Here is a 14,377-nt window from a genome sequence, read left to right on the forward strand (position 1 = left end):
AGCCCGGCGCTGTTCATCGCGATATGTTGTTTCGGCCGCCAGCGCGTCTGTTCGCCGCGCTGGTCTTGCGGCGAGATCCCTACGGAATTTCCCGACCGGAGTCTCGTGTGCCGGCCAACGATTCGGCCTGCGGCGACCTCAGTTCGCCAGCCCCATGCTCCAGACGCCGCGACCGTAGGTTCCTGCGCGCAGTTGGCTGCCGTCACCGGCAACCCAGATGTCGGCGACGCTGACCAGCGGCAGGCCGGCACCAAGCCGACTGAACGACAGGCCCTTGTTGATCGAGCGATACATGCCCAGGTCGGTGCCGACGTAGATCGTACCGTTGCGCACCGGATCGGCCTTGAGCGCATTGACGCGAACGCCGGTCGGCAGTCCGCCCCAGGCACCGGGGAACCAGCCGCTGGCCGGATCGTTGGATGTCCAGATGCGGCTCTTGTCGTTGCGATAGCCGTCGCTGATCACATAGAACTGGTTGTCGTCGCCGACCGCCGCGTCGATGAAGCTGCCGTCGGCGTTGGCCGGTGTGGCCGCCTGCGTCCAGTGCGCCCCGTTGTCGAGCGTGAACCAGATCTGGCCCGGGCTACTGCTGACGATGGCGACGAGCACGCCGCTGTTGCGGCCTGCGCGCACCCAGCGAACGCTGCCGACCAGGCCGTTCGCAGCAACGGCTTGCCACTGCTTGCCGAAGTTGGTGCTGCGATAGATCTTGCCGCCCGACGCTGCGTACAGCGTCTCGCCGCTGGCGACGGCAGGACTCTGGTCGATGAAGCTCGCCGCACCGTTCGGTATGCCGGTGAACGCGAGTTCACCGCCGGTCAGGCCGCCGTCGTCGGACTGATAGGTGCCGCCGTTTGTCGCGACGATGAGTTTGCGCGCATCGTTCTGCGACAGGAGTGCCCAGAAACCGTCGCCTCCAGCCATACGCGAGTAGTTCGTTCCCGTATCGGAACTCTGGAAGATGCCGTTGTCCTGCAGCGCGACGAGGATTTCGCCGAGGTCGTCCACCGACGATGCGATGCCGTAGACAAGATGCGTGATCAGTCCCTGATTGCGCGGCGTCCAGGTCTGGCCGGCGTTGTCGCTGCGAAATACACCGCCGTCGTTGCCGACGTAGAGCCGGTTCGACGCGTCGTAGGCGGCCGCGTGAAAGTCCGGGTGCACGTAGTTCACTGCGTCCGTACTTGTCGAGTTGACGATGCTGAACGTCGCGCCGCCGTCGCCGGTGCGTGCGAGACGCAGCTGGCCGCCGAAGTAGGCGATATTGGGCGTGGTCGGATTCACGACAACCATCTGGTTGTACTTCTCCTGAGTGCCGAGCAGTTTGCGCACCGGTTCGGCATGGTTGACGTAGCTTTCCTGGTCGATGTTCAGCGACGACCAGTCCTGGCCGCCGTCGGTGGTCTTGTAGATATGCGTGAGCGCGTTGGTGAGGTGATAGGTGAGCGCGTATTGCACATTCGGGCTGCTCGGCGCGCTCGCGAGACTGATCCGGCCGAAGTTGGCCGGGATACCGGCCGCAGGTGTCCAGTCGGCGGCCTGCTCGCTCGAGTGCCAGATCTTTCCGCTACCGCCGTTGCTGGCTCGCGTGCTCACGGTGAAACGATTGCTGCCGGCCCAGGCAATGCTCCAGACCTCGGGCTTGCCGTCGCCGCCATCGAGCGGCTGTAGCTGATAGGAAGCGCCTGCGTTGGTCGAACGGTAAAGCCCCCGGTCGGTGCCGACGAGCACGAGGTTGCTGTTGTTCGGGCTCACAACGATCTTGCGAATGCTGCTGCTCTCGCCGAGCAGCACCGGCGATCCCCACGTAACGCCGCCGTCCGTGCTCTTGAGCACACCGAGCCCCGGCGCAGTACCCAGCGACGTGCTGACACCGGACAGAAAGCCGGTCTTGCGCGGATCGCCGAGTCCGAGGTACAGGCGATTCGGCAGGTTGGCGTCCATCGCGAGCGCGCCGGTGCCCAGGCTGCCCAAGGTGTCGGTCATGGCCTTCCAGCTCGCGCCCGCGTCGAGCGAGCGCCACACGCCGCCGCCAGCGGATGCGACGTATACAATGCTCGAATTGTCCGGATGTGTGACGATGGCCGAGACGCGGCCGCTGTCCATTGGCCCGCTGCGCATGCGCGACGGACCGAGATTGCTCCACACCTCGCCGAGGGTCAGATCGCCGGCCTTGGCGCCCGGCATCAGCCGCGCATTCGTTTCACGCTCGCGCGTCGCCGCCGCCATGAGACTGCGCGCGTAGGCTGCATCGTTGTCACGCGCAAACCGCTCGCCCATGACACGTTCGCGTTTCTCGAGTTCGTCCTTGTCGCGCTCTTCCTCCCAGGTCATGCGCGACGCGCTGCCGTCCTCGACGGCATGGGCAAGACCCAGGCACAGCAGCAATCCGCCGGCGACGAGCCGGCACACGGTATGGGTTGCGGTCTTCATGCATGGCTCCGTTTCTGCGTGGCAGCTGCGACCGTCGTGGCCGGCGCACTGCGAAGGGGTGGAGAGGTCGCGAGGCAGCGCTTTGCCACGCCCACGGCTTCACCTACGGCGAGAGACGGATCCAGAGATCATGCTGCGGGACTGGCGATGTCAGACTCGAGGGGTAGAGGCGTGCCGCATGCGCTTTGCAGCCGCGATTTCCCATGCGACCTGCGCATCGAATCTGCCCTGCTCCCAGCACCGCCCTACTCTTCGGCCAGCGCCCAGCCGCAGCCCAGCAGGGACACGCCGAGCAGCAGCACACAGACGCCCACCGATGCCATGTCAAAGCCGCCCGCCAGCCATTCCTGCACGATCTGCCGCCACGGCGGCGCGGGCAGCAATGCCAGCCAGGCCAGCAGCCCACCGGCCAGCGCTGCGCCCGGCAGCAGCCACGGCCGCTGGCGGCGCGCGGGTAGCACGTGCATGACGCGTTCGGTGAAGCCCTCGTCGGCTACCGCGCCGGCGAAAGATCGACGGAGCAGGTTATCCAGCGACGGGTCGGAAAGTTCAGTCATTTCGGTTGCTCCGTTCATGCTGCGTCACCGGGTCCTGCAGCAGTTGCCGCAGCCTCGCCTTGCCGCGCGCCACATGCGTTTTCACGCTACCCAGCGGCATGTCCAGCACCAGCGCGGCCTCTTCATGGCTGAGTTCGAGCTGCACGCAGTACAGCAGCGCCGCTTGCTGGTTGTCTGACAGGCGCCGCAACGCCGCGTCGATGTCGAGCCCCAGTCCCGGATCGGCCAGCGCGAGGCCAAGGGCTTCTGCACCGTCGCCCTCCAGCTCCGACTCCTGCTGCACCCGCCACCCCCTGCTGCGCCAGTACTGCTGGAAACAGGAGTGGGCGATGCGGTACAGCCAGGTAGTGAAACGCGATTCACCGCGAAACTGGCCCAGCTTGCGCCAGGCCAGGACAAAGGTTTCCTGCGCCAGATCATCGGCCATGGCCCCGTTGTCCCCGAGAAGGCGCCGAAGCTGGGCACGGACCATGCCCTGGTGGCGCCGCACCAGAATCTCAAAGGCGCGAGCATCACTGTCCCGCACCGCCCGTTCGACCAGAACCGCATCGATGCGCGCCTGCGCATCGCGATCATCCATGCGCGTCCCCGCGCCGGGCCAGGTACCAGTTGCCGAGATAGCCCAGCCCCAATACGACAGGCAGTATGCCCAGGCCCCATAGCTCAGCCACGCGGTGTCCGACGTGGTATTCGAGCGGCAGACTCAACAACATGGCGCTCAGGCCGATACCACCGGCCAGCAACACCAGCGCGCGGCGGCGGTCGCAGTGCTGCGGCGTGGCTTCTCCGGGCAGTGCCGCCGGCAGTGCAACGCCCATTTCAGCCAGTTGCAGCAGCAGCCGGTAGCGCATTTCGCTACGCGCGCGGCGGTAGCGCAAGACCAGTGCGGTGATCAGGACCGGCGCCAGCATCACCGCGGCCGGAATGATCAACATGGGAACAAATTCCATATTCATTCTCCACAAGAAAGGGATGGCGAGCTGTCGCTGCTGCGGGCAGCAGCGACGCTGGCCTCACAGCGGCATTCTGTTGCTGAAATACTCCGTCAGACGTTCCGCCGCCGGCGGATCGACATTCGCCAGGCCAACCAGCACGTAACCGAGTTCGGGATAGACGCGCAGGCTCGCGCTCATGCCTTCGGCGCCACCGTCGTGACCAAACCAACGCAGGCGGCCCACGCCACCGACCAGAAAGCCAAAGCCATACCAGCCATCGCCATTCTGTGCCTGGGTGGCCTGTGCCAGCCGTGTGGACGAGAGCAGCTTGCCCGACTGCAGCGCCTGCACGAAGCGCAGCAGGTCTCCTGTCGTGGAGTAGCCGCCGCCGGCGGCCGTGCCGCGCCACGGCAGAAATTCGCGATTGTCCTTCAGCCGGCCGTCCTGGACGGTGTAGCCGACCGCCAGCTGAGCACCGACCTGCTGCTCGGGCAAGGCGCCGGTGGCATGCATGCCGGCCGGTTCGAATACCTGCGCCTGCAAGTAGTCGTAGTAGCTGCGGCCGCTGACCCGTTCAACGATGGCACCCAGCAGGACGTAGCCGTAGTTCGAGTACTGCGCAGCGCTGCCCGGCACGAACTCGGGGGCGCGAGTGCCGAACAATGCGAGGTAGTCCTGGTGTTCGCGCACCTGCTCGCGTCGCGCGAAATATTCCGGCGTGAAGATCTCGCCCGCTCCCCCGGTGTGCGTCAGCAACTGGCGAATAGTGACCTGCGTAGCCAGCTCGCGGTTGGGATAGTCGGGCAGATAGGTGGCGACCTTGCCATCGAGATCGAGCTTGCCGGCATCGACCAGTTGCAGCACCGCCACCGCCGTGAACATCTTGAACATGGAGGCGATGCGAAACGGCGTCTCGGCACGATTGGCGCGCTCCTTATCCCGCTCGGCATGGCCCCAGCTACGACTCAGCAGCGTTTCCCCGCGCCGCGTGATCAACAGATTGCCGGAGAATTGACCGCGTTTGGCCATGCTTGAGGCCTTGGCCTGGATCCCGGTCAGCACGGCGGCCAGATCCAGCCGAGCCGGCATGAACTCCGCCGGCACGTCCGTCGACGGCTGCAGTTGCAGGCGGGCAACGCGCTCAGGGCTCGCGGCCTCCACTTCCAGCATGATCCGCCCAATGCTGTCGGCGTCACGCGCCCGGACCACCGCCGTGATCGCATGCGGCTCACTGCGCTCGACCTTGAGCACGTCGAAACCGCCGGTGGCGCCATAGAAGTCCAGCTCGCGCTTGATATCGAGCGCCGGCTCATGCAGCGCCTTGTATCGCTCCAGCTGTTCCTCGGAACCCGAGGCGAAGGCCTTCAGCCTTGCATCCAGCACCTTGCCGGCGGCCGTGTCCGGCAACATGCCGGCACCTGCGGACGCGGCGAACAGCGCCAGCGCGGCCAGGACGAGGGAACCTGTCCCACGTCGCATTCCATCGAATGCAGTCATCTTCCTGCTCCTGAGTTGCGCCGCATCAGTGCAACGCTTCGGACGCTTGGACGCAGGCTGCCCGGCGTTTGGATTCACTGCCCAGGAATTTTTCTCGTCGTCGGCTGCCGCCGTTTCGGCAGGACTTGCCCGGATGCCGGAGCGGCTTGGCGATCCATCGGCGCAACGCGAATCGCCCTCCCATCCGGCTACCATCGCGATGGCGGCGGCCAGCCTCGTTCCGGCCGTGATCGCGTCGCGTTGCCGCCGGTGTCGACAGCGCATCAGCCGCAGCCGCCGCACGGCAACAGGATTTCAGCGCAGAGGATGAACATGGCCGAGTTGCACCCCTTGCCCCCGTCGCCTCAGTACAGCGACGACGTACGCCTGGCCCGCGCGAAGGCCTTCGCCGACGAGCTTGCACGCCGCCGCACGGTGCGCGACTACGCCGCCACGCCGGTTCCGCGCGCGGTGATCGAGGCCTGCTTGCGCGCTGCCGGCAGCGCGCCCAGCGGCGCGAATCAGCAGCCCTGGCATTTCGTCGCCATTTCAGACCCGGCCGTGAAGCGAAGCCTGCGCGATGCCGCGGAAGCCGAGGAGCGCGAGTTCTACGGCCGGCGCGCGCCACAGGCGTGGCTGGACGCCCTGGCGCCGCTGGGCACCGATGCCGACAAGCCCTTCCTGGACATCGCGCCGTGGCTGATCGCGGTGTTCTACGAGCGCACGGGTGCGCAGGTCGATGGCCAGAAAGCCAAACGCTATTACCCGCACGAGTCGACCGGCATCGCCTGCGGCCTGCTGATCGCTGCCCTGCATCACGCCGGACTAGCAACGCTGACGCATACGCCGAGCCCCATGGCTTTCCTCAACGCGCTGCTCGGCCGCCCGAAGCACGAAGTGCCTTACCTGCTGCTGGTGGTCGGCCACGCCGCCGAAGGCTGTCAGGTGCCCGCGATCACACGCAAGGCACTGGACGAGATTGCGAGCTTCCGCGAGGCACCAGCCGCCGGCTGACGCAACGCAGTCCGGCAAAATCCCAGATCGCTCGATTGCCGGCAGGCACGCGAGTCACGCTGCCCGAAGGCGCCTGCGAACGCGTCAGGGCGTGCCCGCAGCCGGATGTTTTCCGGCGCGCACAACGACCTGCTCGGCGGCTTGGACCAGGGCCGAAATCTCACGACCGTGCGCGACGCTGGTGCGGGTCATCGCGCGGGAAATGCCGATCAGGCCGGCCAGCACGACGACACCCGGCCACAGATGCCACGCCATCCACCAGTTCCCGAACGACACATAGCTGGATGGCTGGAAGGCGCCGTAGGCGAGGACGGCCAGCCAGCCGAGGAATGTTCCGGCAGCGATCAGGCGAATCGGCGCGATTCCCGTGTCGGCGTCGTGGTAGCGGCCGGATACGGCCGTGACCAGAAGGACCACGACCGCGATCACCAGACCCAGCCCGGGAATCAACGACAGCGTGGTGTACAGCGCCGCGCCGCCGAACCGGTGCCAGCCGGTCAACTGCCAGGGGTTATACGTCGCATCGCGGCCAAAGTTGTATTGCGTGTCGATGTTGAAGGCGCGAACGGCCTTGTCCTTGCGGTTGCGCACTTCCACCACGCGATGGCCAGGGCGCACGTCGACCGTGAACTCGCGATAGGCCAGCTTTCGCTCGGCGCCGCTGGCCAGATCCATCACCCAGATGTCCTGGTCGGTATGGTGGGTGGTCGAGGTATGGACGGAAACCTCTCCACCGCCGGGACCGACCAGGCCGCCCCCGGATACGACGGAACTCGTGTACTTGTGTATTTGCTGGTCGAGTACGCGGTAGGTGCGCGTCGTGAATCGGGTCACTTGAATTCCTGCCGTTGGCGTTATCCAACTGACTCACTGACGCCTGGGCGCCCAATCTCCCACCCGTTCCAGATTGATCGACCCCCTGTCCGCGGCGGCGCGCAGCGCTCGGCTTGGCCAACCCTTACGGCGACGCAGGCGCGGACGAGCACAACGGTGGGCGCGGATTTCCGCGGTCGCGTTCGGCAGGCGCGTCCCGCGACAAGCCAGCCTGCCTCCTGGCCGTGGGAGGAGCGGCCGACACGCGACACAGGGGTTAGCTGACGACCCCGAGGGAATGCCGTGGCCGCAACCTGCCTGAAACATCGGATCGCGGACAGCGCCAGAACGCAGTCGATTTCCATCGGGCAGCGGTTCTTGCGGCGGACAGCATGCCGTGATCCCCTGCTCCGCGGCCGGCACCGCGTGTCGCCACGCGGCACGTCCTGCACTGCTGAGGCACCGTTCCACCCTGCAACGGCAGCCGCGCCATTCGCGCAGGCGTGCCCGATCCCAAGTTGCACCTTCCCCTTGCCGGAGACGCCGCGATGCGCCAAATCCTCACGTTTACCGTTTTCTGCGTTTTCCTGCTCGCGGGTTTCGAGGCGAGGAGCGCCGAACCGCCTCAATCGATCGTGTTCGGCCAGATCCGCCTTACGGGCGCCAATGCCGTGGCACACCTGTGGAGCCTCGTCCTCAGAAATCCCGACACGCGCGAGACGAAAACCGTGGTGCTGGAAAGGCGCGCGACGGGCAGCCTGATCTACGACTTCGCCGCACCGCTGCCGCCCGGGAAGTATCACTTCCACATGCTGGAAGCGCCGCGGGTCGACTGGGACAACCGCATCACCGGCTCCGAGCAGTACTTCGAGCTCAAGCCGGGTGCCGTGCTGTATCTCGGCAACTGGTCGATCCAGCTGGGCACGCGCACCCGCGCAACGAAGTACGACGTCGTCTACGACGTTGACGAAGTCGGGCTTTTCGCGAAGGCCAATCCAGGCATCGACGCGTCACGGTTCGCGATTGGCGTACTCGGCAAGCCGCCGGTGCCGCTGAAAAAGGAATAAGTTCCAAACCCGTAGCAGGTCGCTTGCTGTGAAGCATGCGACAACCACGCAAGGGCACGACAGCAGGCGCATCCCACGTCCGGCGATCGGAACCTCCCGCGGTGCTGGCGATACCTGACCATCAGCGCCTTCCACGCGCGGCATCACACCGCGCGCCGCCGCACACGCGGGGCCGTCGACAATGTGTGACATTTGTACAAAGATGGCCGAATTAATTTTTCGCCGGCCCGGCGGGATGCGTGCGGCACCGTACGCGTAGTGGCCTGGCAACGGTTCACGCCGTCGTTGCGGGGAACGCACGGCTCACCGATCGCGGCGTCCGCCGTGGTCACCACACCCTGGGAGGGGAATCCGATGCATCGCACCATTCACGTCACGCCGCCGCGCGGCAAACGCCGTCTGCTCTGGCTCGCCTTGTTCGCCGCCGCCGGCAGCGCCGGCGCCGCCGAGATCAATCCCGCACTGCTGGACTACCGTGGCGCCGCCACTCAGGACGTGCTGCTGGTCATGGACGACCAGTCGACACCGCTGACGACGCCACTGGCCAGCGATACCGACTATCTGCTGCGTCGCCGCATCCTCGTGGCGAACCTGATCGCACGCGCCGAGGAATCGCAGACCGATGTGCGCGCGTGGCTGGACAAGCGCGGCATCGCGTATCAACCGTACTGGATTGCCAATGTGATCCAGGCCGAACTGCCGGCGCAGGCGCTCGAGGAACTCGCGCAAGCCACCCGGGGTTCCGCACTGGGCCGCATCGCGCGCGTGGAGCCGAACCCGCTGCTGACGAGCCGCCTGCCCAAGCTCGAGGCGACGGACAAGGCGATCGAGGCCGTCGCCACCGGCGTCACGCGGATTCGGGCTCCTTCGGTCTGGTCGGCCGGCTTCCGCGGCCAGGGTGTCGTGATCGGCGGCATGGACACGGGCTATCAGTGGAACCATCCGGCACTGCGGCCGCAGTACCGCGGCTGGAACGGCAGCACGGCGAATCACAACTACCACTGGCACGACGCGATCCGTAACACCTCCGGCAATAGCTGCGGCAACAACGCCACCGCGCCCTGCGATGACAACGGCCATGGCACGCACACCGCCGGCACCTTCGCCGGCGACGACGGCGGCAGCAACCAGATCGGCGTGGCGCCGCGCGCGAAATGGGTCGGCTGCCGCAACATGGCCGCGGGCTACGGCACGCCGGCGCGCTATATCGAATGCCTGCAGTGGATGCTGGCACCGACCAATCTCGCCAATGCCAGCCCGAATCCCGACCTCGCGCCTGACGTCACCAGCAATTCCTGGGGCTGCGTCGCGTCCGAGGGCTGCACCACCGGCAACGAGATCAGGACCGCCGTCGACAATCTCGTTGCAGGTGGCGTGGTCGTCGTCGCGGCAGCGGGCAACGATGGCTCGTCGTGCTCGACCATCGGCGATCCGCCGGCGATCTACGCGTCAGCCTTCGTCGTCGGCGCGACCGGCAGCACCAGCGACAGCCTCGCGAGTTTCTCCAGCCGCGGTCCGGTTCCCGGCCTCAGCGCGATCAAGCCCGACCTCAGTGCGCCGGGCGTCAGCGTGCGCTCGAGCATCCGCAACAGCAGCTACGGCAGCATGAGCGGCACGAGCATGGCGACACCGCATGTCGCCGGCGTGGTCGCGCTGATGATGTCGGCCAAGCCCTCGCTCAAGGGCAACCCGACCCTTGTCGCGCAACTGCTGCGCCAGTCCGTCGTCAGCGCCAGCGTGCCGTTCAGCCAGACCTGCGGCGGCACGTCATCGGGCGTGCGGCCGAACCACATGGTCGGGCATGGACGGCTGGATGCGTGGCTTGCGTATCAGGCGGCGATCGCTTTGCCGTAAGCACGTCGCGTGTGGTCCTCTCCTCCACGCACGCGTGGGGGGGAGGGCAACGGGGCGGATTCATAGGCCTTGCCCGCGACGCAGGCAGGGGGATCGGGGCAATCTTGGTACAGCCGCCCTCTGCTCAACCTTCCTTGATCTCAGCCGTGTTGACCGCACGCTGCGCGGCGAAGGCCCGCTGGTAAGCCGATCGCGCTTCGCCGCGCGCGACATAGGCGGCCAGGTTCGCGAATTCGTCGAGGATGCCCGACGCGCGAAGCCTCAGCAGCACCGATACCATCATCAGGTCGCCCGCACTGAACGCACCGTCGAGCCAGTCGGCATCGCCCAGAAATTCGGACAGCGGTCGCATCCGGTCCCGCACGCGATCCTGGACCCGCGGAAGACGCTCCGTGCTCCACGTCGTGTCGCGTTCCAGCAGCACGGCGTTGGCAAGTTCGAGGATCGGCGGTTCCACGGTGTTGACCGCAGCAAACATCCAGGTAGTCGCCCGCGCCCGCGCATCGGCATCGGCCGGCAGCAGGCCGGCGTGGCGCTGCGCGATATGCAGCACGATCGCCCCGGTCTCGAACAGCACGAGATCGCCTTCCTCGTAGGTCGGGATCTGTCCGAACGGATGCAGCGCCCGGTGCGCGAGTTCCTTCATTGCCTGGAACGACACCAGGCGAACCGCATACGGTAGGCCCGCTTCCTCCAGCGCCCAGCGCACGCGCGTATCGCGCGCCAGTCCCTTGCCGCCATCGGGCGAGCGTTCGAAGGCGGTAATCGTGATCGTCATTGTGACCTCGTGCGGGCAACGGCTATCGGCGGTGGGACAGCGAACGGCGGCGGCGCGCCGATGCGATCGGGTCGCGCGGCCCCCGCACTCGGAGCCTTGTTCACGTCAGCTACCCGGACGACTCGTTCGAAAGGTCAGTTCCTCGGACTCGCATATTGCTCCCAAGCCTGACGCAATGCGTCGAAAATCGCTCATTCTCTCTAAATCCACAAACTCGATAGCTACTGTTTGCCCGTCAAGCAGGCTTTCGACCATTTGCTTTGATTCGGAGAGAGACAAGTCACCGTATTCGCAGATCGCACGAATCAGGGAAACTGTCTGAAAGCCCTTCTCCCAACCAATCAGTCTCAGAGTGCTCACCATCCAGTCTCCAGTTCGATCAGCTTCGGGATATGACCTGGCCTCGCACCCGTCATTCGAGCACTCAGCCCTGCGTGCACGCGCTCAGACATGCCTCGGGTGGACAAGCTGATGGCGGCGGGAACGCGACTGGCTTCGCCGAGGCCGTCCACGAGGCAACGCCAGCAACTTCAGCTTTCCCCACTGCGCAGGGAGGTAAGCAAAGCTCGCACCTACCTTTCCTCGCCAGCCATCACTTCTGGCCGGCGTGGTCACCGAATCGTCCCGCCCGCTTACGCCGCCGCCTCGGCAATCATCTCGAATGAGCGCAGCCGCAGCGCCGGATCGAACACGTCCGAAACCACCATGAGTTCATCCGCGCCCGTGCGCTCGACGAATGCCTGCATACCGCGGCGCACGGTGCCGGCGCTGCCGATGATGCTGCATGCGAGCATGCGCGTGGCCTGGGCCTTTTCCTGCGGCGTCCAGTAGGTTTCGATGTCGGCGATCGGCGGCTGGGTGAGCTTGCGGGCGCCGCGGACCATGTTGGCGAACGACATCTGCTGCGAGGTCGCGAGGAACTTCGCTTCTTCGTCGGTGGGTGCGGCGATGATGTTGACGCCGACCAGCGCATACGGCCGGTCCAGCTGCGCCGAGGGCCTGAAGCGGTCGCGGTAGATCTTCAGTGCCGGGTCCAGCGCGTCCGGCGCGAAATGCGAGGCGAAGCCGTACGGCAGGCCCAGCTCGGCCGCAAGCTGCGCACCGTAGAGACTCGACCCAAGAATCCACAAGGGTACTTCGGTACCGGAACCGGGCACCGCCTCGATACGCTGGCCCGGACGCACTGGCGCGAGGAAGGCTTGCAGTTCCTGCACGTCGGCCGGGAAATTCTCGGCATTGCCCGGATCACGCCGCAGCGCGCGCAGGGTCAGCTGGTCGGTGCCGGGTGCACGGCCGAGGCCGAGATCGATGCGTCCCGGATACAGCGTCGCGAGCGTGCCGAACTGTTCGGCGATCACGTACGGTGCATGGTTCGGCAGCATGATGCCGCCGGCGCCGACGCGAATCGTCTGCGTGCTGGCGGCGATGTGGGCGATGACGATGGATGTCGCCGCCGTCGTGACGGTCGGCATGTTGTGATGCTCGGCGACCCAGAAGCGGCGATAACCCCAGCCTTCGGCGTGGCGCGCGAGGTCCCTCGCATTGTCGAGGGCGGTGCGGCGATCGGAACCTTCGCAGACCCGGCCGAGTTCGAGGATGGAAAGCGCAGTCATCGGCATCTCGCAGGTCTCGCAGGTATTGAACTGCCCGTGACGTGGGGACGAACCGCTGCAGAACAATGTTCGCGAAAAAGTCCGCGAAATTCGCGGCATTGCCTACGCGGCGACGGTGCGGCTCAGAGCCCTCTCCCCCGACCGTGTCGGGGAAGAAGGAGCAGAAGTCGCGCCCCCCGGCGACGCGTCACTCCGCCAGCGTCGCGTCGACCACGGCCTGCGCTTCGGCGAGGATCTGCTGCAGATGGTCTTCGCCGCGGAAGCTCTCGGCGTAGATCTTGTAGATCGCCTCGGTGCCCGAGGGCCGCGCGGCGAACCAGCCGTTGGCGCAGACCACCTTGATTCCGCCGATGCCTGCGCCATTGCCGGGCGCCTTGTCGAGCACCTGCTCGATGGGCTCGCCGGCGAGCGCGGTCGCGCCGATCTGCGCCGGCGTAAGCCTGGCGAGTTTCTTCTTCTGCTCCGGCGTGGCCGGCGCGTCCTTGCGGCTGCTGTAGGGTTCGCCGAGTTCGCTGCAGAGCTCGCGATAGCGTTCGTGCGGATCGCGGCCGAGGCGCGCGGTGATCTCGGCCGACAGCAGCGCCGGTGCGAGGCCATCCTTGTCGGTGCTCCAGACACCGCCGTCGCGGCGCAGGAACGACGCCCCGGCGCTTTCTTCCGCGCCGAAGCCGAGCGTGCCGGAACATAGCCCGTCGACGAACCACTTGAAGCCGACCGGCGTCTCGACCAGCGGCCGGCCGAGCCGCGCGGCGACGCGGTCGATCAACGCGCTCGATACCAGGGTCTTGCCGACGCCGGCATTCGCCGGCCATTGTGGACGATGCGTAAAAAGGTAATCCGCCATGACCGCCAGGTAGGCGTTCGGCTGCATCAGCCCGCCGCTGCGCGTGACGATGCCGTGGCGATCGTGGTCGGGGTCGCAGGCGAAGGCGACGTCGAAGCGGTCGCGCAGCTCGACCAGGCTGCGCATCGCCGGCGGCGAGGACGGATCCATGCGGATGCGCCCGTCCCAGTCCAGCGTCATGAAGCCGAACTGCGGATCGATGCGCGTATTGACCACGTCGAGCGCCAGCCGGTAGTCCTGCGCGATGCGCTGCCAGTAGGCCAGTCCCGCGCCGCCGAGCGGGTCCACGCCGAGGCGAATGCCACTGGCGCGGATCCCATCGAAGTCGATGACATTGGCGATATCGGCCACATACGCCGACACGAAGTCGTGTTCGCGCGTGGTCGGCGCGCGACGCGCCTGGGCCAACGGCATGCGCCGCACGGCGGCGAGGTTTTCCTGCAGCAGCGCATTCGCGCGCTGCTCGATCGCGCCAGTGACGGCCGTGTCGGCCGGGCCGCCGTGGGTCGGGTTGTACTTGAAGCCGCCGTCCTGCGGCGGGTTGTGCGACGGCGTGATCACGATGCCGTCGGCGAGGCCGCGCTCGCGGCCGCGGTTGTGCACGAGGATGGCGTGGGAAATTGCCGGCGTCGGCGTGAATTCGTCGCCTGCGGCGATGCGCGCCTCGACACCGTTGGCCGCGAGCACTTCCAGCGCGCTGTCGAACGCCGGCCGCGACAGCGCATGGGTGTCGATACCGAGGAACAGCGGGCCGTCGATGCCCTGCTCGCGGCGGTAGTCGCAGATGGCCTGGGTGATCGCCAGAACGTGCGCCTCGTTGAAACTGCCGTCGAAGGAACAGCCGCGATGGCCCGAGGTGCCGAAGGCGACGCGCTGCGCCGCTGTGGCGGGATCCGGACGCCGGTCGAAATACGCCTGTTGCAGCGCTGCGACGTCGACGAGCTGGTCGGGCGTGGCGCGCTGGCCGGCCTGGGCGGAATTCGGCGGAGTCAT

The 14,377-nt window shown here is 66.7% G+C and carries 12 protein-coding genes; 3 read left to right on the forward strand and 9 right to left on the reverse strand.

Going from position 1 to position 14,377, the window contains the following annotated elements:
- Positions 1-138: 138 nt before the first annotated feature.
- The 5 genes from RUU78_RS12995 to RUU78_RS13015 form a co-directional block, all read right to left on the reverse strand.
- Positions 139-2,433, reverse strand: coding sequence for a hypothetical protein (locus RUU78_RS12995; protein ID WP_313917241.1), 2,295 nt, complete (start codon positions 2,431-2,433; stop codon positions 139-141).
- A 245-nt stretch (positions 2,434-2,678) separates the two neighbouring features.
- On the reverse strand, positions 2,679-2,990 hold the full coding sequence (locus tag RUU78_RS13000; RefSeq protein ID WP_313917243.1) for a hypothetical protein: 312 nt from the start codon (positions 2,988-2,990) through the stop codon (positions 2,679-2,681).
- On the reverse strand, positions 2,983-3,570 hold the full coding sequence (locus tag RUU78_RS13005; RefSeq protein WP_313917245.1) for a sigma-70 family RNA polymerase sigma factor: 588 nt from the start codon (positions 3,568-3,570) through the stop codon (positions 2,983-2,985). Before RUU78_RS13005 ends, RUU78_RS13000 begins: the two co-directional genes overlap by 8 nt.
- Positions 3,563-3,925, reverse strand: coding sequence for a DUF6249 domain-containing protein (locus RUU78_RS13010; protein WP_313917247.1), 363 nt, complete (start codon positions 3,923-3,925; stop codon positions 3,563-3,565). The genes RUU78_RS13005 and RUU78_RS13010 overlap by 8 nt, the downstream gene beginning before the upstream one ends.
- 78 nt (positions 3,926-4,003) lie before the next feature.
- The gene (locus RUU78_RS13015) at positions 4,004-5,422 is read right to left on the reverse strand and encodes a serine hydrolase domain-containing protein (RefSeq protein WP_313917250.1); all 1,419 of its coding nucleotides are present in this window, start codon (positions 5,420-5,422) and stop codon (positions 4,004-4,006) included.
- Positions 5,423-5,734: 312 nt separating this feature from the next.
- Between RUU78_RS13015 and RUU78_RS13020 the strand changes: the two genes are divergently transcribed.
- Positions 5,735-6,415, forward strand: a complete 681-nt coding sequence (locus tag RUU78_RS13020; RefSeq protein ID WP_313917252.1) for a nitroreductase family protein — start codon at positions 5,735-5,737, stop codon at positions 6,413-6,415.
- A gap of 84 nt (positions 6,416-6,499) precedes the next feature.
- Here the strand turns inward: RUU78_RS13020 and RUU78_RS13025 are convergent, their stop codons facing one another.
- Complete coding sequence (locus RUU78_RS13025) at positions 6,500-7,249, reverse strand: hypothetical protein (protein ID WP_313917254.1); 750 nt, start codon at positions 7,247-7,249, stop codon at positions 6,500-6,502.
- A gap of 527 nt (positions 7,250-7,776) precedes the next feature.
- On the opposite strand from RUU78_RS13025, the gene RUU78_RS13030 reads away from it, so the two are divergent.
- Positions 7,777-8,295 (forward strand): hypothetical protein, encoded by a 519-nt coding sequence (locus RUU78_RS13030; protein ID WP_313917256.1) that lies wholly within the window; start codon positions 7,777-7,779, stop codon positions 8,293-8,295.
- 354 nt (positions 8,296-8,649) lie between these two features.
- Complete coding sequence (locus tag RUU78_RS13035; protein ID WP_313917257.1) at positions 8,650-10,149, forward strand: S8 family serine peptidase; 1,500 nt, start codon at positions 8,650-8,652, stop codon at positions 10,147-10,149.
- A 124-nt stretch (positions 10,150-10,273) separates the two neighbouring features.
- Here RUU78_RS13035 and RUU78_RS13040 read toward each other — a convergent pair whose 3' ends face one another.
- From RUU78_RS13040 to pgm, 3 genes are all read right to left on the reverse strand, one after another.
- The gene (locus tag RUU78_RS13040; protein ID WP_313917260.1) at positions 10,274-10,927 is read right to left on the reverse strand and encodes a glutathione S-transferase family protein; all 654 of its coding nucleotides are present in this window, start codon (positions 10,925-10,927) and stop codon (positions 10,274-10,276) included.
- Positions 10,928-11,559: 632 nt separating this feature from the next.
- On the reverse strand, positions 11,560-12,540 hold the full coding sequence (locus tag RUU78_RS13045; protein ID WP_313917262.1) for an LLM class flavin-dependent oxidoreductase: 981 nt from the start codon (positions 12,538-12,540) through the stop codon (positions 11,560-11,562).
- Positions 12,541-12,727: 187 nt separating this feature from the next.
- A complete protein-coding gene (gene pgm / locus RUU78_RS13050; protein ID WP_313917263.1) occupies positions 12,728-14,377 on the reverse strand; it encodes a phosphoglucomutase (alpha-D-glucose-1,6-bisphosphate-dependent) in 1,650 nt (549 codons plus the stop codon).

It is taken from the genome of Tahibacter sp. (assembly GCF_032229445.1).
Lineage (GTDB): Bacteria > Pseudomonadota > Gammaproteobacteria > Xanthomonadales > Rhodanobacteraceae > Tahibacter.

Bases quoted from the DNA above. Each gene is read 5' to 3' on its own strand.
- RUU78_RS12995 (WP_313917241.1), bottom strand. From the start codon at position 2,433: ATGAAGACCGCAACCCATACCGTGTGCCGGCTCGTCGCCGGCGGATTG.
- RUU78_RS13000 (WP_313917243.1), bottom strand. From the start codon at position 2,990: ATGACTGAACTTTCCGACCCGTCGCTGGATAACCTGCTCCGTCGATCT.
- RUU78_RS13005 (WP_313917245.1), bottom strand. From the start codon at position 3,570: ATGGATGATCGCGATGCGCAGGCGCGCATCGATGCGGTTCTGGTCGAA.
- RUU78_RS13010 (WP_313917247.1), bottom strand. From the start codon at position 3,925: ATGTTGATCATTCCGGCCGCGGTGATGCTGGCGCCGGTCCTGATCACC.
- RUU78_RS13015 (WP_313917250.1), bottom strand. From the start codon at position 5,422: ATGACTGCATTCGATGGAATGCGACGTGGGACAGGTTCCCTCGTCCTG.
- RUU78_RS13020 (WP_313917252.1), top strand. From the start codon at position 5,735: ATGGCCGAGTTGCACCCCTTGCCCCCGTCGCCTCAGTACAGCGACGAC.
- RUU78_RS13030 (WP_313917256.1), top strand. From the start codon at position 7,777: ATGCGCCAAATCCTCACGTTTACCGTTTTCTGCGTTTTCCTGCTCGCG.
- RUU78_RS13035 (WP_313917257.1), top strand. From the start codon at position 8,650: ATGCATCGCACCATTCACGTCACGCCGCCGCGCGGCAAACGCCGTCTG.
- RUU78_RS13040 (WP_313917260.1), bottom strand. From the start codon at position 10,927: ATGACGATCACGATTACCGCCTTCGAACGCTCGCCCGATGGCGGCAAG.
- RUU78_RS13045 (WP_313917262.1), bottom strand. From the start codon at position 12,540: ATGACTGCGCTTTCCATCCTCGAACTCGGCCGGGTCTGCGAAGGTTCC.
- pgm (WP_313917263.1), bottom strand. From the start codon at position 14,377: ATGACTCCGCCGAATTCCGCCCAGGCCGGCCAGCGCGCCACGCCCGAC.